This window comes from Bacillus sp. FSL R9-9497 (assembly GCF_038005805.1).
GTDB lineage: Bacteria > Bacillota > Bacilli > Bacillales > Bacillaceae_G > Bacillus_A > Bacillus_A cereus.
The window spans coordinates 147,211-166,802 of sequence record NZ_JBBOTY010000002.1; the positions used below are offsets into that span (position 1 = coordinate 147,211).

The window sequence follows — 19,592 nt, forward strand, 5'->3', positions numbered from 1 at the left end:
GAGAACATAAGTATTTTGTACGTTGATTTACCCCAATTTCTACTTTAGCTTGCTTGTCACAACTTTGACAAGCGTGGAGCCATAGAACGTTGAAGAATGATTTGTACCAGTATATAGTGGCGAACAGATTGACTTAGGCCAACCGACATTCATCTTCAACCTAAAATTAGTGTTGCACACCCTCACATTTTTGGGGAAAGAGTCTTCGGTCGGAAAAAAATAAAAAACACAGAGGTGTAAAATGAACATTATTTCCGAACTATTCGTTAGTTTTGCAATTCCTACGATACAACTCACATTTTTATTCCTTCTCATACTTATTTTTAGCTATTTTGTAGTATACAAAAAGGTATGTAAAGGTGAAAAAAAGTTTACCGTACAACAAATTATATTATTGATATTAATAATAGGATATTATTCTCTTGCATTATCAGCTACTTCATTTGGTCGTTCAGATGATATAGCTTATGCAAGAACCATTGATTTTGATGTACTTAGTGTTTATAAAAAAGCATGGAATACATTTTCATTTACTTCCTTTTTCCATATCATTGTGAATATAGGTATGCTTTTTCCTTTAGGAATTTTATTCCCTTTATTTAGTAAGGTTTTTCAAAAAACAAAATGGATGTTAATGATCTCAATTATAGCAAGTTTATTAATTGAAATACTTGAATTTACAATGCAACGTGGAAGTATGGAACTTGTTGATTTACTTCATAATATTTTAGGAATGATGCTAGGGTATTCTGTGTTAAACATAGTTCTTATATTTTTGAAGAAAAAAGAAACGCATGCACAGATGATGAAATATTTATTCCTTCCCATTACAGTAATTCTCATTGCATTTGGAATAATTATTTCGTACCATATGAAGGAATTTGGAAATATGCCTATTGATCCCAATACAAAAATAGATATGTCTCACGTTACGATAAAAACATCAATAGAGTTAAAAGAAGAAGGGGGAAAAAAACCTGTTTACAAAGATTCCGTTACTAAAAAATCACCTGTTCGAGATGTTGAAATTCTTTCTCCAAAGGAAGCATTTCAAAAACTGAAACAAGGAGAATTTGAACCTATAGGATCTTTCAATGCAGGTGATACATTATTAATTACAAAATATAATATAGATTACTACACTGATACAAAAGGTTTCTCTCAACCTATATATGTCTTTGAGGTACATGTAAATGATAATGAAGAAGATATTTGGTCTCAACCTATTTCCGCAAGGAAATAGGTTGAGGAAATATTATGAAGCTACTAGTACTGGTTGTAACCCATGATACATGGGAAAGGCGGAGTCTGTTTTGGAAGACTTCGCCTTTGTTTGTATAGTGCATGCAAGGGTACGGAAACGATTTAAAGAGAAGGGGACATCATCTATCAACTCTCATTTTTAGTTTGTAAATTTTTGGGGGATTTATCCTATAAATATAGTAAAAGTAAAAGATCTTAGTAAAGAATATACAGGTAAAGCTTCGCATATAGCACTTTTAAATGTAAATTTAACAATCATAGAAGAGAATTTGTTGGGATTATGGACCTTTCTTGTAGTGGAAGAACAACGTTATTGAATATGATTTCTACTATTGATTTGCCAACATCAGGGAGTATATTAATAGTAAAAATCCGTATTAACTTTCTACCAATAATTTAGCTTTATTTCGCAGACACGGGTACGGCCGAGATATATGTAATTTTGAATATAATTCATACATTCTTTTCTAAACGTACTTGTGATTACGGATTTCTTTACCACTTTTCAACTGATTATCATACATCCTAATCATACAGTTGGAACAAAGTGTTTTCAGTAGCTAATAGATGGATGCTTAGGGTGTACCCATAATAGACGAAACTGCATTTATAAGCCAATCTCATGCATACATTAACAGTAAAAGGGAAGATGGTTCTTCCGCTCGTATTAGATGACCTGAATATGAAAAGAATAAATAAACGAGGATATGAAATATCAGGAGGACAAGCACAGCGAACAGCGATTGTCTGTGCACCCATTCATTCCCCTAAATTAATTCTACCGATGAGCTAACAGGGAATTTGGATACTAAACTCTCTCAAAATGTAATGGAGATATTAACACAATTAAATATAGAAGAAAAGGAAACAATGATGGACAGTTATATAATGAAATTTGCCACAATGACAATTGTCCATTACTTTATAAAAATATTATGGACAGTCTTTCTATGTTAGGAGGGAATAAAAATGACTTTTCGACAGCTAGCATTGAATAATGTTATACGGAATAAACGAATATATCTTGGGTATTTTTTTAGTAGCATATTTGCGGTAATGATTTTCTTTACTTATGGTCTACTTTTCTTTCATCCAAATCTAAAAGGTGAACTGACTCATGTAAGTACTATAATGAGCACATTTGGGAAAATAGGATTTCAACTATCGTATTCCTTAATTTTTGTTTTCTCTTTCTTATTTATTTTCTATTCTGCTAGCGCATTTTTAAAAAATAGAACAAATGAGTTTGGATTATTAATGTTACATGGAATGTCTCATAAACAGTTTCATCGATTAATTTTTTTCGAAAACATGTTGATTGGAATCCCTTCTATACTAGTGGGTATTGGACTTGGAATGATTTTTTCTAAATTATTTTTACTAGTTAGTGGGTCTTTATTGGCAGTAGAGCATAGGTTACCATTTTATTTTCCATTAAAGGCTATTGGAGTAACAGCTCTGTCCTTTTTTATCTTATTTCTACTTATTTCTTTGTTTACATCAAAAATGGTGAAAATGAATGAGCTTGTAGAACTCATAAAATCAGAAGAAAAGCCAAAACCTGAACCTGAAGTGTCTGCTTGGCTATCTTTGTTGGCTATAATCTTAATTGGAGCAGGCTACACTTCTGTCCACCACAGTATCGATGCAATCGCAATTAATTATATGAGTGGGAATGAAGTATTACTGATCGTTGGATTAGGGGTCACGCTTATTATATTTGGAACTTATATTTTCTTTCATCAATTTTGTATATATGTGATATACAATTTAAAAAATAGAGAAACTACATTCTTTAAAAGAACCAACCTCCTTGTTATTTCAGAATTAGCATTCCGAATGAAAGATAATGCGAGAACGTTCTTTATGGTTACAATTATATCTGCGGTATCTTTTACAGCAATTGGAGCTTGTACAGCTATCGGAAATCCTGAATTAGCAAAAAATGAGACCCCATTTGCATTTACCTATAGATCAGATTGGGGAAATCCACTAGAAAAATCTCATATTGAAGAGATAAAAAAACAATTAAAAGAATCTGGATTTTCTTATAAACTTGCAACAGCAAAATTTAAAATAACACAGAATGACATTAGATTAATTAGTCTTTCTACGTATAATGAATATGCTAAAACACTAGGATATGAAATAGAAAAATTAACAAATGAAAATGAAAGTATCGTTATACTACCAATGAAAAAACACAAAAGTGTAGAGGACCTAAAACCTTTTGTGTTAAGGCATGGTGAACTAGAAGTACCAGTTACTGTTCAAAAAACATTAACTGTCCCAGAGTTAAAAGAGATGCTTGCTAAAACTGTTATTATCTCTGATGCTGTTTACAATGAAGTCCTAAATATTAAAACTGTAGATGTTGGTATCTTGCAAAATTACACTATATACGGTTTTATTATAAAAAATTGGCCTGAAACAACTGCAGTATCAAAAAATCTTATGAAATCAGTTGGTACGAAATTAGGCGATTCTTATACTTTTTCATCTTTGAGTTTGAAATGGCTTGAACTAAAACAACAAAATGGATTACTTTCTATTACAAGTATATTGGTGGGAGTTGTATTCTTTGCATTTGCAATAAGTTTTTTATATTTCCGTCTATTTACTGATTTAAAACGTGATCAAGAGCAGTATCAAATGATTTCAAAATTAGGTTTAAGTCAAAAAGAGTTAAAGAAAATTATAACAACACAAATGATGATATTATTTTTCTTACCCATTGTAGTAGCTATGATTCACAGCAGTTTTGCATTTCTAACTTTGCATCAATTAGGACAAACCATAAGTAGGGAAATGTCCGTTATTCAAAGCTCAATTGTTGTATTAGTAAGTTTTTTTTGTATTCAATTTATTTACTTCCTTATCATTAGAAATTACTATATAAAACGCATATGTACAAAAATATATTCATAAAAAAGAGAAACAAAAAATTGAAGGTGCAGACTCAATCACTATATATGATTGAGTCTGCATCTTCAATATGTTAAAAAATATACTAAGATTAATCTATGTTGACTCATCTTTTATACATTATCTGAAAAAGAACTTGTAGAGATTCCTACAAGTCCTTTTTGTTTTTCATTTTAAATACTTAAAAGGTATAAGCTCAGTTTTACTTTTTACCAGTAATATGCTGTTAAATTTATCTTTCTTGTCCATCTGTTTGATTGGCTTGGAACTCCATGTTTAGCGCAATACTATCCCCTTGGAACACGTTCTGATCTGTGCCGTTGTCTTCAAATACAAACTTTATCCAAAACCAATCCATTTTCCCAGGTTTTAATCCCCCTGTTTCAGTCCACTTAGAATGAAATACTTTTTTGGAGGCAATCTCTGGGCTTTGTGATTTTAGTTCTGCAAGAGTTGTCTCGTATACAGGGCTTTTCGCAGAATCCCAATCCAAAAGAAATTGTACTTTAATATGTTTACCAAAATCTTCTGTAGTGTTATTTTGTTTTAAATCGTTTACAGTATAGTCTATTTTCATCATGATATCTTTAATATCTAATGTACCACTATTTTTTAAATTGAATTTCTTTAATATTTTGTCCCCAGTACTGTAAAGTTTTAAACACGTAGGAAATAAATCCAAATTTACTGATAACAAGGATCAAAAAAGGAGGAATTCTTTTTTTGGAACGATAGAGCATTTCAGATACTGTGACACATGTATATCCATTGTTGTTTAAATACTTCATGATGCTTTCTGATGCTTCAACAGTTTGAGATGTCTGGGAAAATTCGCTACCATTCCAATCATGAAGTAGAATGATATTTCCAGGTTTAACACCTTTTGTTATATGCCTCGAAATCTTGCTAGCTGTTGGACTTCTCCAATCTTGGAGATCTTGATGCCACGACCATAATATTACAAGTTTTCTATTTTATACAAAATTACACCTTGAGTTGATGGATGTTTGGTGCTCCCCCTATATGAAGCTATACAAAAAGACACCCAAGAAGGATTAAAAATTTGCCTTCGTCTGTTTGACCTCTTACAGAAAAATGGACGGGAATCGCATCGATATGAGAAAAAGACAGTCTTTGATATATTAGGTGTCGTTTACAATTGTACTGTATCCAATCTAAATCAGAAAACTGCCGAAATGACTATGAATTCATGTCTTTTAAATAGAGCTGTTGTTACGCTGTAACCACTTTGTTTATTTCCGCAAATTACATAAGTTTTATCGTTTTTGCACCAGAATCGATAGCCCTACATTTATCTGCCTCCTTGGTAAGGCATCGAATAATTCTTACTTATACCATCGCGATTTCTGATAACTTACATGTAGAGAGGTATCACTCAATATAACAAAAATGTAATGTTAATGAAATGTAATTCCACCGATACTATTAATGAAATTATATAAAATGAAGGGGAGTTAAAGAATTTTTATAATGAAAAAGGAGAAGTATTAATGCGAAATATATTAAGTGTAGAAAAAATTGAAAAATATTATGGTAATAAAGATAATGTAACAAAGGCTATAGATAATATTAGTTTTAAGGTAGATGAGGGAGAATTTGTTGGGATAATGGGGCCTTCAGGAAGTGGCAAAACTACATTACTTAACTGTATATCAACGATTGATCATGTTACGACGGGAAAAATAATAATCAATAATAGTGACATTACACGGTTAAAATCAAAGTCACTAGACAAGTTTAGAAAGAATGAATTAGGGTTTGTATTTCAGGACTTTAATTTATTAGATACCCTTACTGCTTATGAAAATATTGCCCTAGCGTTAACTATAAAAGGTGAGGCAAGTTCAAAAATTGATGGCAAAATACAAGCGGTTGCAAAATATTTAGACATTGAACAAGTATTAAGCAAATACCCGTATCAAATATCAGGTGGACAAAAACAAAGGGTTGCTTCGGCAAGAGCTATCGTAACAGATCCATCTTTAGTACTTGCAGATGAACCAACAGGATCGTTAGATTCTAAATCAGCTAGATTATTACTCGAAAGATTTGAAAGTCTTAATAAGGATTTAAAAGCTACCATACTTATGGTTACTCATGATGCATTTACAGCAAGCTATGCTCGTAGAATTCTATTTATTAATGATGGCAAAATATTTATCGAGTTGGTAAGAGGAAATGATTCCAGAAAAGAATTCTTTACTAAAATTATCGAAGTTATAACCCTTCTTGGAGGTGACGATAATAATGTACTCTAAGATTGCTATTGGGAATATAAAGAAAAGTTTTAAAGATTATACAATATATTTCTTAACACTAACACTGGCTGTTTGTATATTTTATAGCTTTAACTCCATTGAATCACAAAAGGCACTTGTGGAAATTAACACTGCAGATAGAAAGTATGTGCCTACAGTAATGAACGCTATCTCAGATGTGTCAGTATTTGTATCCGTAATATTAGGTGGTTTAATATTGTATGCAAATAATTTTTTAATTAAAAAACGTAAAAAAGAATTAGGAATATACATGACTTTAGGTATGGGAAGAAGAAACATATCCAGAATTTTAGTAACAGAGACGTTTCTAATTGGTGTTATATCTTTAGTGAGTGGACTTATGATAGGTATTGGAGTATCGCAGGGGTTATCTACATTTGCATTAAAGTTATTTGAATTACCCATCAATAAATATAAATTTGTAATTTCAACAAGTGCTATAGGTAAAAGCGTATTATACTTTGGAATCATGTTTTTTCTTGTTATGTTATTTAATGTATATGTTGTTTCTAAATACAAAATAATTGATTTGTTAACAGCAGGTAGAAAAAATGAAGATGTAAAATTTAGAAATCCTCTTATCTATGTAATCACATTTATTATGTGTGTAGCATCACTTGGATATGCATATGTGACTGTACTAAGAATTGGATTGAATTATCAAAATCCTATGCTCGTGGTATCAATCCTTCTTGGCATATTAGGTACATTTCTGTTTTTCTTTAGTTTATCTGGATTTATATTATATGTTGTAAAGAAGAATAAAAAAGTCTATTTTAAGGGTTTAAATATATTTATCATCAAACAAATAAATAGTAAGGTTAATACAAATTTTATATCCATGTCTGTAATCTGTTTAATGTTATTCCTTACAATGGTGACTTTATCTACAGGAATCAGCTTTAACAGAATGATGGGCGCAACAATAAAAGAAACAACACCATTTGATGCCAGTATTGTGTTGGTGAATAAGGATGAAAGTTACGCTATAGAAGACGTATTAAATAAATCAAATTTTAAACTAAGTAATAACGAAAAATATGTATCTTATAATGTATATTCAACAGAGATGAAAGTGGGGGACTTAATACCAGAAGCATTTAAAGATTATAGGGATAGCGGTGCGAATATCATTAAAGTATCTGATTATAATAAAATTTTAAATCTCAAAGGTGAAAAGAAAATTACTTTAAATAACAATGAAGTTGTACTTTTATCAAATATTAACCGGTTGGTTAATCCGATAAATAAAAGATTAAAAAATAGTAATAAGGTGAATATTAAAGAAAAAGAATATCTGGTAAAAAACGCTAAAGTTATACAAGAGAATCTTTACACTTCTGATGCGCAACTTAATTTCTTCGCAATCGTTATAAATGATGAGTTTGTATCAGACCACAAAATTAGTACATCCGTACTTAATGTAAATTATGTAGATGGAAATAGAGAAGAATATAATAAAAAATATGATAACGTTGCAAAGGGCTTTTATGACGAAAATGGCCCGAAATTAAATATTGTATATATATCAGGCAAATCAAAGGATGAAGTTCGTGCAGAAAGTAAGGGATTGAAAACGATCATAATGTTTATTGGGATATATATAGGAATTGTATTTCTAATAACGAGTATGGCTGTATTAGCTCTTCAACAATTATCAGAAGCCAGTGATAGCATAGATCGATATAAATCTTTGAAGAGAATTGGTTCAAACGGAACCATGATTGACAAAACGATTTTTATTCAAACTTTCGTATACTTTAGTCTACCAGTTATTCTTGCCCTAATTCATTCTATAGTTGGAATTTATGTAATCAATAATTTTATTAACACAATTCAACCAACAGACATTACATTACCAGCATTGATGACTGGCTTAGTATTTCTTGTAGTTTATGTAGGATACTTCTACACGACATATGTCGGGTATAAAAATATTGTAAAAAGTAATACTTGATTTTATAATGCTTATTAGGGCTATTACACCTTGTTTTTTAAGATGTAATAGCCTTATATTCTGTATAGGGAGGGAAAAGTCATGAAAAAAATCATTCTGATTGAAGATGACGAAATCATCAGAGAAGAATTACAACATTTTTTTATAAAGTATGGATATGAAGTAAAGGCTCCCACAGATTTTAATCATATTATCAAATATATAGAAAATGAGAATGCAGACCTTATATTACTAGACATAAATCTTCCTGTTTTTGATGGCTATTATATATGCAGAGAAATACGTAAAACTTCAGATGTTCCAATCTTCATGGTTACAAGTAGAGATAGTGATGTAGATGAACTAATAAGCATGAATTTAGGAGCAGATGATTTTATAACAAAGCCTTATAATACAGAAATACTATTAGCAAGAGTAACAAACATTTTAAGAAGAACATCTGGAGATTTCAAGATGAATCATATCTTAATGTATAGGGATTTTACTTTAAATCTTTCAAATGCAACAGTTACTTATCAAGACAAGTCTGTAGAATTAACTAAAAATGAAGTTAAAATACTCTCATGCTTAATAAATAATCGTGGGAATATTGTAAAAAGAGATTCACTCATAGAAACTTTATGGAAATCTGATTATTTTGTGGATGATAGCACCTTAACTGTTAATATAAATAGATTAAGAAAAAAGCTTGAAGAGATAGGTATAGAAAATCCGATTGCAACAAGAAGAAGCTTAGGGTATATAATGCCATGAATATAGGTGAATTTATTAAAGATAAAATAGTAGTAATACTATCTAATGTACTGGTATATATCATACTAGCAGGTATATTGCTGATTGCGCATGTTCCGTTCATTATCATATTCTTTGTCTTTTGTATTTGGTTTTTTCCATTGATTTCATATATGGCTATAGAATTTATAAGATGTAAAAATTATTATAATGAGATTAATGGCATATTAGAAAACTTGGAGAAAAAATACTTGCTTCCAGAGGTAGTAAAGGAAGCAAACTTTATACATGGAGAAAAGCTTAACGCTATACTGAAAGAAGTAAGTAGAGATATGCATGAAAATGTAAAGTATTATAGAGATATGCAGTTGGATTACAGAGACTATATAGAGACATGGGTGCATGAAATTAAGACACCAATAGCTTCTACGAAGCTTATAATTGAAAATAATCAAAATGAAGTAACGAATAAAATTGACTCTCAAATGGATCGAATAGAGGGGTTTGTAGAACAGGTTCTGTATTATTCTCGAAGCAATAACGTTAATAAAGACTTTATTATCAAGCCAATCAACCTTGATAATGTAGTAAGGAATGTAATTAAAAGAAACTATAGGGATTTTATTCATAAGAGAATAAAATTAGATATACAGGATATTGATGAAATCGTATATAGTGATGGGAAATGGGTTGAATTTATTATTAATCAAATAATAGGAAATTCTATAAAGTACTCAAATAACAAAGAACAAATGATACGTATATGCTCAATTAAGAAAACTAACTCAGTAATACTAACTATAGAGGATAATGGAGTAGGGATAGCAACTAAAGATATAAATAGAGTTTTTGAGAAAGGATTTACTGGAGAGAATGGAAGGAAATTTAGCAAAAGTACAGGAATGGGCTTGTATCTATGCGATAAACTGTGTTCAAAATTAGGTATGAAAATTACCATTGATTCTGAAGTTAATAAGGGAACTAGGGTTACATTAATATTTCCGTTGTCAGGTATGGTAACTTTTGAGCCTTATTTATAAAATAGATGCTGCTATCCTTCCACGAATTTCGTATGAAACTTAAGAACAAACGTAAAACGGTATGAAAAGACTAGAAATTCTCTTCATACCGTTTGTATTATTTAGTCATTTAATATATTGATATATTTAATTGTGAATCAGACCAATGTTAATCTGGATTAGTCATTACTATTTTTGATGCCCACTAATACTTAACGTAAGATTTGGTTTGATTGCTACACAGACCTCGTAAGCGAGAAATTGTACACTATATAAAACAGTAAAATAAATAGCCGATCCCTTAGCGTGCAAGGAATCGGCTATTTTATGTCTAAATTCTGTTCAAACGCACAGTTTTCTTTTTTGATATTGTGACTCTATGCCCATCAAGCTAAGATTTTTAATTACCCCTAAAACGAAAAAGTTATTTCTCTACAGTCATTTATGAAAAATTAATCGAATTTCTTTTTTTACAGATGATTAATTTTTAAAAATTATACTCAAGGGTTAGGGTTTCACAATAACTTTTATGAACTATTAATACTTCATAAAAGTTATTGTGAATTTTGTGAATGAGTGTTTTTGACTTTCTACTTTAATAAATCCATGGTGAGCTTCGATAATTGATTTCGCTAGTGCTAAGCCAATTCCAATGGAGCCTTCTTTATTAGAATTTTTTGTTTTGTAAAATCTATCGAATATATATGGCAAATCTTCTGATGCAATACCTTCACCAAAATCTTGAATTATTATTTCAGTATGAATAGGAGAGTTTGTGACTTCAATATAAATAGAACTATTATCATTTGAATGTTCAATGGAATTCTTTAAAATATTTAATAAAGCTTCTTGCATCCAAATACTGTCATGGAAAAGTGATATTTTTTCATTGGTTTTTAAATGTATGTTCATATTTTTTTTATTTAATTTACTGTTCAAACTAGCAATGACCTCATAAATTGTATCAATAATATCAGAGTTTTCTTTTTCAAATAGTATTGCTCTAGCATCTATTTTTGAAACTTTTAATAAATTATGTATTAAAAAGTTGATTCTTGAAATTTGAACATCATTATTGTGTAAAAAATGATATTGTTGTTCATTTAATTTACCTTGTAATAAGATATCATTGTTCACTGTTAGTGTTGAGAGGGGTGTTTTTAGTTGATGAGAAATATCTTGTAAAGTTTGAATTAAAAATTGTTTTTCTTCCATTAAATTATGCATACTTTTTCTAATAACATTTTTCAGTTTATGAAAAGAATTAGCAAGTTTAGCTAGATCACCTTCTCTATTTTCCTTGATATCAATGGTGTAATCACCTTCAATAATTTTATTCGCTGCAGCTGTTACATTTCTAATTTTTAAGAAAAAAGATTTATATTGTAAGTAATTTAGAAAAATTAGGATTAAGCTGAACCCTATTGCTCCAAGGAACATGTATATATTGTTTTGGGATATATGTTTATTTAAATAAGGAAAAAGTCTTGAATCCAATTCAGCAGATAGACCGTATTGTTTTAATAGCATTTCTCCATCACTGGAATAATCATTTTTATTGGCTGTATCATTTGTAAGTGCTTGTATTATTTCGTATTCATTTTCTGGGTTTTGTTCAATTAGTTTTCCAGTGATTTCACTCCAAATAGTAATATAATCATTTTTTAAATGGTCATATAGAATATGAACTGTGATAACTTGATATATAATAAATAAAAAAGAGATTAATGCTAATGTAAGTATATTAATTTTTATTTCTCTATTTATCATTAAATTACTCCTTACTGACGTCTTTATTCCAGAAATATCCGACACCTCTTTGTGTGATTATACAGTCAGGATTTTGTGGATTATCCTCAATTTTACTTCTCAATCTTTTTACATAAACAGAAAGAGTATTTTCATCGAAAAACACTTCACCTTCATCTGCTATTTTTTTCAATATCTCATTTCTTTGTAACACTTTATGAGGATTTAGCATTAACGTTAATAAGAGTTTGTATTCTAAATGTGTTAAATTTATACTTTTCTCATGCTTAAAGGCTCTGGCTGCTTCAACTTCAAGCTGTATATTTTCAGACTTCAATATAGTATTAGAAGCTGTTTTAATTTTTTTTCTTAATTGTACTTTTACTCTAGATAATAGCTCTTTTACCCTGAAGGGTTTTGTTATATAATCATCTCCACCAATATCAAGGCCCATTACTACATTTGCCTCCTCATCCAGTGCTGTGAGAAAAATAATAGGTATATCACCTTTTCTTTTAAGATAGGTACATAAATCATACCCATTTCCATCTGGGAGTCCAACATCCAATATAGCTAAGTCAAATTTATTATTTTCGTATTGGTCTTTTGCATCTTGTACAGTAGAAACTCTTATGACCTCAAGTCCTTCTCCTTTTAGAGTAAACTCAATAGCCATTCCTAGATCGTTATCGTCTTCAACGAATAATACTTTATCCACAGTATCTCTCCTCATTTGTCTTTGATTATGGCAGTATTTTAGATTATGACAGTTATTTTACACGTTGATTGGCTAATTTAAAATAGTTTAGTATGGAAATGGATTTTTAGAGGCTTTTCTGAGTATAAGCATAATACCCAAATCGACTTAAAGCTTTTCAGTACATAATGAGATACAACAATTACTTAAAGCAGAATATTTATGTAATTCATACATGTACTTGCTTAAATTTTGAAAAACCTTGTAATAGTGTCTTGTTGAATTTGTACGTTTTTATACAATCAGTAAAGTTTTGTTTAAGTTATCTTATACAAAAATGTTAAATGAAATTTGAATTCACATTAATTATGTAAATGAATTTTAAAAAACAGATCATTGAGAATAAGAGCCGAATGGGAGCGGATTTTTGAGAATTTGAAAAGTATGTGTGTACTTAAATAAGTGTATAAAAGCCGTTTAATTTTAAAGTATATCTTAATCAGAGTTACGAGTATATAAAAAGTTAGATTTAGTAATCTTACTAAACTGTAAGATTAAAGTATATATAGTAAGACAAGAGTTATTCAATTAACAATTAAAGACGTCTATACTGAAAGTAATCATTCTTTATTAAGACTTGTAGCATTGTAGCCACTGTTTATATAAAGAAAAAACCTACTGTTCTAATCCCAGATTAAACATAGTATATGAGGAGGAAGAAAATGAAAAAAATAATAGGCTTTCTAGTAGTAACAGCAATTTTTATAGGTATAGGGTTTGCTGTAAATCGGTATATAAATGGTCCCTCACAACCAGTAAACGGTATCATGGTATCTGGAACGAAAGAAAATATATCAGCTGTCAAAAATCTGTATAAAGATCAAAACGTACGAACAACAGATTATAGTTATAAATTGGTCACAGAAATAATAAAACAAGAATTTACTACCGAACAGAAAGAAGAAATTAAGAAAGAATGGAAAGAAAAAGGAGGAAATATGACTGAAGAAGAGATAGACAAGGAACTTAATAAACCATCTGTTACAAAGAAACAATATGCGGTTATTACAAAATCTACAGCTGAAAAATTCTTAAAAAAAGGAATTATAAGAACACCCTTATCTAAAGAAGATAGTTCAATGACTTCAGCCTCGGTAAAAGAAATAAAAGAATTAGCGAGGGAAAAAAACATCTTTTATAGAAAAAATGCGGAAGATGGGGAAGTTAAGGATGGAAATTTAAATTTAAATGGACAAATGATACCTGTTCAACATATTGAACAAAATAATTGGATTGGCTATTTTTCATCACCGATAGTAATTGTTAATGAGGAAGCATATAAACAATTAAAAGAAAAAGAAGTAAGCCTTTCGTTAATTCAGTTTGCAAAAGAAAATTTTGATTATAAAAATAAAAACAAGGTAAAAAAGGTGGTCGAATACGTTTCGAAAGTGTATGCAGTGAAAGACGAGAATGGTGAGTACGATAAGGATAAAATCTATTTTGTAGAGATTCAAAATTAATCTGTGAAAAGGATGAGTTGTATGGAGGTTGTTAGATTAGAAAATGTAGTAAAAACATATGGAGAGGGAGAAACACAAGTACAGGCGTTAAAAGGAATTAATCTTTCCATTCATAGAGGAGAATTCGTAACCATAGTTGGAGCATCAGGTTCTGGTAAAAGTACCTTATTGCATATTTTAGGAGGGCTGGATCGTCCGAGTTCGGGAAATGTGTTTATAGGTGATGAAAATATCTACAATTATAAAGATAATGAACTCTCTATTTTTCGCCGAAGAAAAGTTGGCTTTATATTTCAGTTTTTTAATTTAATTCCTGTCTTGAATGTACAAGAAAATATTGCTTTGCCAGCTCTATTGGATGAAGAACAGGTAGATGTTCATTACCTGGATGAAATTATAAGAACTCTAGGGTTAAATGAAAGACGAGATCATTTGCCTTCTGAATTATCGGGTGGTCAACAACAAAGGGTATCTATTGGTAGATCTCTTATAAATAAACCCGATATTATCTTAGCGGATGAACCAACCGGAAATCTAGATACAAAAAATACAAAAGAAGTTCTGAATTTATTAAAAGTAACGGCTAAAAAATATAATCAGACGGTGATTTTAATTACTCATGATCCTGCTATCGCATCAAACTCTGATCGAATTATAACCATTACAGATGGCATGATTATTTCAGATAAACAATTAGTGCAAAATCAAGAAAAATGTGGAGGGGAGGAGTATTGATTCATAGTTACAAACAGTTAAGTCAAAAATATCTCAGAAGTAATATAAAACGTACTTTGCTAACATTAACAGGTATTATTCTAGCGTTGGCGCTAATAACAACGATTGGACTTTTTTTAAATAGTGGATACACTTCGGGAATTGAAAATGCTAAAAAAGGTTCTATGGGTTCTGCAAATATTTCAGTTGAAAATTATAATCAAAAGCTTTTCAATATGATAAAAAGTAATCCGAATATATCTTCTTATGGCATCATAACTCCAGGAGAGGTGATCCAATTTGATGAGATAGCTGTCTCTTATATGTATGCAGATCATCAAGCGTTGAAGCTGTTAAAGTCTAGTATTCCTGTAGAAGGTAAGCTACCTTCAAATGAAAACGAGGCTGTTTTAGAAAAATGGATGCTGCCTTACTTCGGGCCTAATCTTAAATTAGGCGGTATGTTTACTATTCATGAAAAAAAATATAAACTTGTTGGTTTGTTAAATAAGTCTAGTAGTAATCAGGAAAATAAACCCGGTCAATTATTGACATATAAAAATAAGTTTAAAGTTGGAGAAGGTAGCGTATTGATTGAATTACATAAGTACGCAAACTTTGATGAAGTTGAAAATCAATTTAAATTATTGACGAATAAAGAAAATATAAGAGTGAATGACCAATTAAAGAAAGCCTTAAAGCCTAGTGTGGAGATAATGGCGGCAGCCGCTATTAGTATTGGGATTGTTGTGATTTCTACAATTGTTATTATTTATAATGCATTTCAAATTAGTATAGTAGAGCGAATGAAACAGTTTGGCCTATTGAGGAGTATAGGAGCTACAAAAAAACAAATCAGGAAAATTGTGATAAGAGAAGCAACATTTCTTTCTATTATTGCTATCTTTTTTGGGATTTTGTGCAGCATATTAGTAGTCTTTTTACTTAATCAAGTACTGATAAACATACTTAAAAACTCTATGGGATATACAATTAAATTAGATTGGTTAATTATATGTGTATGTTCTTTAATTACATTGATAACTGTTTATATTTCAAGCTATTTTCCTGCTTTTTTTGCAGGTAGAATTTCACCGTTATTGGCCGTAAGTAGCCGATTAGCTATAAAAAAAGAAAAAATAAAGAAAAAAAAGAGAACAAAATTAAAGAAACCACTATCTTTTCCGTTAAGTATGGCATTAAAAAATATCAAAAGGAATCCGAATAGATATACAGTTACAATCTTGTCTATTATTATAAGTAGTGTACTGTATATCACGTTTACGTTTCTCATAGATACTGTCATTCAGCGTAAACAACCGGAAATTCAAGCTCTAAAATCGGACATATCAGTTAGGGTTAATTCAAATTTAGACAAGCCTAGCATAGATCATATGAGTCGAAATATTTATAAAGTTAATAACGTAGAGAAGCTGTACAAGCAATATCAGGCAAATGATTTTTATACGAAAATACCAAAAAATAAACAAATTAAAGAATTACAAGGAAATGAATCGCTGTATCAAAAAGTAAAATATAATGATCAAACTGTAGAAATTATGAAAACACAAATAAAAGCATACGATGAGAATAGTTTAAAGAAACTAGCTGAAAATGTAACTAGTGGAAGAATTGATATTTCAAAATTAAATCGTGAAAAAGAGGTTATTTTAGTAAAACAAGCTGCATCAAATGATATGAATACAAGTAAAAAATATATAGGTTCTCTAAGTACTTTTCAGGTAGGGGATGAAATCCAAATAACAAGTCAGCAGGAAAGAAAATCTACAGAGGAAATCTCCTACAATGAAGAAAAACTAGAAACTTTAAAAATAGCTGCTATTGTAGAATTGGACATTTTTAATATGAGCAGAGTGATGGATACCATAACTTTTATTACTAGTGAACAAATAGCCGAATATATTACACCATCTCCACAAAAATTAACAGGTTTTGAAATTGATTTAGAGAATCAATCTCGGGCTGATGCTACAATTTTAGATATACAAAAGAAACTGGGTGGAGATGCATCTATAGATGTACAAAATAATATTGTTCAAAGTAATTTCCATACAGACAATATACTTTATATAAAAATATTAGGGTACGGATTTATAGCTGTTATTACACTAATTGGTTGTGTAAATATTTTAAATACGATTACAGTCAGCATCATTATGAGAAGAAAAGAATTGGCTGCTTTAAAATCGATTGGTATGTCGCAGAAGGATTTGAAAAAGATGGTTATATATGAAGGACTTCTGTACGGTTTCTTTGGAAGCATACAAGGGATCTTTTTCGGCTGTATGCTGTCGTATATTCTTTATGTAGCACTGTCAAATACGGTGTCGTTTGAATGGATTATACCTTATCAATCTAGCTTTATCACATTTATAACTGCACTTTTGATTAGTTATGTATCGGTACTAATTCCGCTTCGGAAAATTAAAAAGGATAACGTTATAGATGTAATTAGAGAAGAATAGCAGTAGTTAAAACAATATGTGATTCTGAAGTTTAACTGAGATACGTATAAAACGGTTCGTAATCTGTATTATATTTCAACTTTACAGTTCAAATCGAGGAAGTCTAAAACATAAAATACAAAAGTACCTTATATTATATAAGGTACTTTTGTATTTTTTAAAATGACATAAGATACGTTTACTTGAGTTTTTTAGGTAGTTAGGGTTTGATATACTAACTTAAAATAAAAAAGTTGAGTAGTTCATTTTCAGTATACATCAATATATCTGAATTAAAAATGCAATTTTGCATCGAAATATCTGCAGTACCAATTCCATAATAGTCTCAAGTCTATTACAGTGGGAGCATTGTTGTTACTAGTTGGTGGAGTCATTTTCTTAAAACATAAAAATACATAAAAAGAGAAGTAAGGACGAGTTACGTAAAGTTGTATATGATTACACGCAGTGAGAAACAAGAATTAGAAATGTGTATGATGTATTGATGGCTACATGTTATGGGGGGAGGATACTTGTTATTGGAAAAAGTATTTAGTGAAAACATAAATTGAAGTGTTTGTATAAAAAACCTCCCAAAGGAGGCTTTTTATGAAGATAAACGTTTTGAAGCAGTCATCTTTTTAACTTTCATAATAATTTCACGTTCTAACATTTCATTTTTCTTACCAATTCGGCTTCCAATAAAGAAAACATCGATTAAAGCCCAGAAACCAAGCCCTCCAAGAGTCAGTGTCATGGCAATTGCCATACCAAAGTCACGTGCGTAGTAGCGGTGACCACCAAGTCCGCCTAGAAAAAACCAAATTAGGTAAGCAAGTCCTTTTGATTTTTTCTTTTTCTCAAACTCTGAAGTAACAAGAACCATTTGATCCGTTGTTAAGTCCTTTTTCAATAGTAGGTTATCCATTAAAATTCTCCCTTTAAATGTAAGATATAATTATTCCGAATATAAATATATCGCAATATTAACTTTAATGTAATAACCCAGAAAAATATTATTGGTAATTCAAAAATTAATGATTAAATACAATTTAAAGAATATGGTCAATCATTTGTGTGAAATAGCTTGTGTATACCATTTGGGATACTATAATTAATTTCCAATTTCATTTCAAGAACAACGGAAACAAAAGAGAAATCGAAACGAAATCATGAAAGAAACTATATTAAAAGCACTACGATTTAAAAATAGAAAAGGCCTCATCAAATAAAGATGACATTGGTGGATCAGTTTCAAGTTGTATAAAATTTAAAGCGCATTTGTAGAATCATGGAGAAATAAGAGATTGTTTGTTCGGTTCGCATAGCGAATCTGTTATTTAATTAAAACAAGAGATTAAGAAATATATAACATACATAATTATTATAGATGTCAATGGAATTATTGTTGATGCCAATTTAAATAAAAATGTAAGAGAATAAAAAAATCGTCAGTTGCTTTTTAAAAGCGCTGACGATTTTTTGTATAGTCTCATAGCTAGACTTAATTATTAAAAGTTAAATAAATTTCTATATAGTTTAAATTTAAAGAAATTAAATAGGAATTTTGGGCTATATTTGTTTTAAAGGGATTGAGGTGGATCTAATTTCATTGAATCTATCATAACTTTAATATTTTTCGAATTGCCTTTAACAGATAGTTTCACTTTTTCAATTTCCAATGTTATTGAAAATCTAACTAAGGATAAAGTTATGGAACGCATCAATAAACGGATTATTAAGGATGGAAAATAACGGATAAATAGCAGAGAGATGAATATGAACGGAAGAAAATCTTGTGGCTCACAAAGAATTTAAGAGCTAGAGATATAAATAACAGTACAGATAAGGTTGAAGAAATCTACAAAAGGCTTTATCAATTCTAGCTAAATGATAAAAGCCCTGCAGGGGATGCAGGGCAAGACTAAGGGTATTGAAGAATTGTCGATTCTAAAAGTAAAGGACTTCTTGGAATGTTTTAAGTTTAACACGTAATATATTGAAACGTTATATAAAGATGTTACAGAAATATGAATATAAAAAAACTCTCATAAATATTATGAAAAAGTTGAGAATCTATAGAAGCTATAAGGGATTATATTTGCAATGGTGTCTTTATAGAGTTAATAGGACAGGCTTTTGTTTGTCTTAGTATTCGGGAATCTAGTAGAATTCCCGAATACTAAGACAGGTTCCTGGGTATTACGAAGCATGAAAGCATCAAAAAAGCTCGTACAGAAGCACAGGC

12 protein-coding genes and 6 pseudogenes are annotated in these 19,592 nt (G+C 30.0%); 13 read left to right on the forward strand and 5 right to left on the reverse strand.

Going from position 1 to position 19,592, the window contains the following annotated elements:
- The first annotated feature begins 241 nt into the window (after nucleotides 1-241).
- The 4 genes and pseudogenes from MKY21_RS28245 (at nucleotide 242) to MKY21_RS28260 (ending at nucleotide 4,191) form a co-directional block, all read left to right on the forward strand.
- On the forward strand, nucleotides 242-1,243 hold the full coding sequence (locus tag MKY21_RS28245; RefSeq protein WP_341078097.1) for a VanZ family protein: 1,002 nt from the start codon (nucleotides 242-244) through the stop codon (nucleotides 1,241-1,243).
- 190 nt (nucleotides 1,244-1,433) lie between these two features.
- A pseudogene (locus MKY21_RS28250) lies at nucleotides 1,434-1,722 on the forward strand (hypothetical protein); the annotation flags it as partial.
- A 157-nt stretch (nucleotides 1,723-1,879) separates the two neighbouring features.
- Nucleotides 1,880-2,139 (forward strand): annotated as a pseudogene (locus MKY21_RS28255) (ATP-binding cassette domain-containing protein); the annotation flags it as partial.
- Nucleotides 2,140-2,232: 93 nt separating this feature from the next.
- Nucleotides 2,233-4,191 carry an ABC transporter permease gene (locus MKY21_RS28260; protein WP_341078099.1) on the forward strand — a complete coding sequence of 653 codons (1,959 nt, stop codon included), beginning with the start codon at nucleotides 2,233-2,235 and terminating at the stop codon, nucleotides 4,189-4,191.
- Between the two features lie 229 nt (nucleotides 4,192-4,420).
- On the opposite strand, the pseudogene MKY21_RS28265 reads toward MKY21_RS28260, so the two are convergent.
- Both MKY21_RS28265 and MKY21_RS28270 read right to left on the reverse strand, forming a co-directional pair.
- Nucleotides 4,421-4,834: pseudogene (locus MKY21_RS28265) on the reverse strand (TasA family protein); the annotation flags it as partial.
- 38 nt (nucleotides 4,835-4,872) lie between these two features.
- Nucleotides 4,873-5,162: pseudogene (locus tag MKY21_RS28270) on the reverse strand (chitooligosaccharide deacetylase); the annotation flags it as partial.
- A gap of 39 nt (nucleotides 5,163-5,201) precedes the next feature.
- Between MKY21_RS28270 and MKY21_RS28275 the strand changes: the two are divergent.
- The 5 genes and pseudogenes from MKY21_RS28275 to MKY21_RS28295 all read left to right on the forward strand — a co-directional run.
- Nucleotides 5,202-5,432: pseudogene (locus MKY21_RS28275) on the forward strand (hypothetical protein); the annotation flags it as partial.
- A gap of 267 nt (nucleotides 5,433-5,699) precedes the next feature.
- Nucleotides 5,700-6,467, forward strand: coding sequence for an ABC transporter ATP-binding protein (locus tag MKY21_RS28280; protein WP_001244394.1), 768 nt, complete (start codon nucleotides 5,700-5,702; stop codon nucleotides 6,465-6,467).
- Nucleotides 6,457-8,445, forward strand: coding sequence for an FtsX-like permease family protein (locus MKY21_RS28285; protein ID WP_097842661.1), 1,989 nt, complete (start codon nucleotides 6,457-6,459; stop codon nucleotides 8,443-8,445). Before MKY21_RS28280 ends, MKY21_RS28285 begins: the two co-directional genes overlap by 11 nt.
- 81 nt (nucleotides 8,446-8,526) lie before the next feature.
- The gene (locus MKY21_RS28290) at nucleotides 8,527-9,198 is read left to right on the forward strand and encodes a response regulator transcription factor (RefSeq protein WP_087948260.1); all 672 of its coding nucleotides are present in this window, start codon (nucleotides 8,527-8,529) and stop codon (nucleotides 9,196-9,198) included.
- Entirely contained in the window at nucleotides 9,195-10,217 is a 1,023-nt protein-coding gene (locus MKY21_RS28295) for a sensor histidine kinase (protein WP_341078101.1), read from the forward strand. Before MKY21_RS28290 ends, MKY21_RS28295 begins: the two co-directional genes overlap by 4 nt.
- Nucleotides 10,218-10,733: 516 nt before the next feature.
- Here MKY21_RS28295 and MKY21_RS28300 read toward each other — a convergent pair.
- Both MKY21_RS28300 and MKY21_RS28305 read right to left on the reverse strand, forming a co-directional pair.
- Nucleotides 10,734-11,966 (reverse strand): sensor histidine kinase, encoded by a 1,233-nt coding sequence (locus MKY21_RS28300; protein WP_341078103.1) that lies wholly within the window; start codon nucleotides 11,964-11,966, stop codon nucleotides 10,734-10,736.
- A gap of 4 nt (nucleotides 11,967-11,970) precedes the next feature.
- A complete protein-coding gene (locus MKY21_RS28305) occupies nucleotides 11,971-12,663 on the reverse strand; it encodes a response regulator transcription factor (RefSeq protein WP_000362055.1) in 693 nt (230 codons plus the stop codon).
- Between the two features lie 701 nt (nucleotides 12,664-13,364).
- Between MKY21_RS28305 and MKY21_RS28310 the strand changes: the two genes are divergently transcribed.
- From MKY21_RS28310 to MKY21_RS28320, 3 genes are read left to right on the forward strand one after another with little or no spacing between them, the layout of a single operon-like run.
- Complete coding sequence (locus tag MKY21_RS28310; RefSeq protein WP_000720127.1) at nucleotides 13,365-14,165, forward strand: lipoprotein BA_5634 family protein; 801 nt, start codon at nucleotides 13,365-13,367, stop codon at nucleotides 14,163-14,165.
- 21 nt (nucleotides 14,166-14,186) lie between these two features.
- Nucleotides 14,187-14,900, forward strand: coding sequence for an ABC transporter ATP-binding protein (locus MKY21_RS28315; RefSeq protein WP_341078106.1), 714 nt, complete (start codon nucleotides 14,187-14,189; stop codon nucleotides 14,898-14,900).
- Complete coding sequence (locus MKY21_RS28320) at nucleotides 14,897-17,365, forward strand: ABC transporter permease (RefSeq protein ID WP_000581947.1); 2,469 nt, start codon at nucleotides 14,897-14,899, stop codon at nucleotides 17,363-17,365. The genes MKY21_RS28315 and MKY21_RS28320 overlap by 4 nt, the downstream gene beginning before the upstream one ends.
- Nucleotides 17,366-17,951: 586 nt before the next feature.
- On the opposite strand, the gene MKY21_RS28325 is transcribed toward MKY21_RS28320, so the two are convergent.
- Nucleotides 17,952-18,272: a TM2 domain-containing protein gene (locus MKY21_RS28325; protein ID WP_000369371.1), complete on the reverse strand. Its 321-nt coding sequence runs from the start codon at nucleotides 18,270-18,272 to the stop codon at nucleotides 17,952-17,954.
- 112 nt (nucleotides 18,273-18,384) lie between these two features.
- On the opposite strand from MKY21_RS28325, the pseudogene MKY21_RS28330 reads away from it, so the two are divergent.
- Nucleotides 18,385-18,644, forward strand: a pseudogene (locus MKY21_RS28330) (IS3 family transposase); the annotation flags it as partial.
- Nucleotides 18,645-19,592 lie beyond the last annotated feature (948 nt).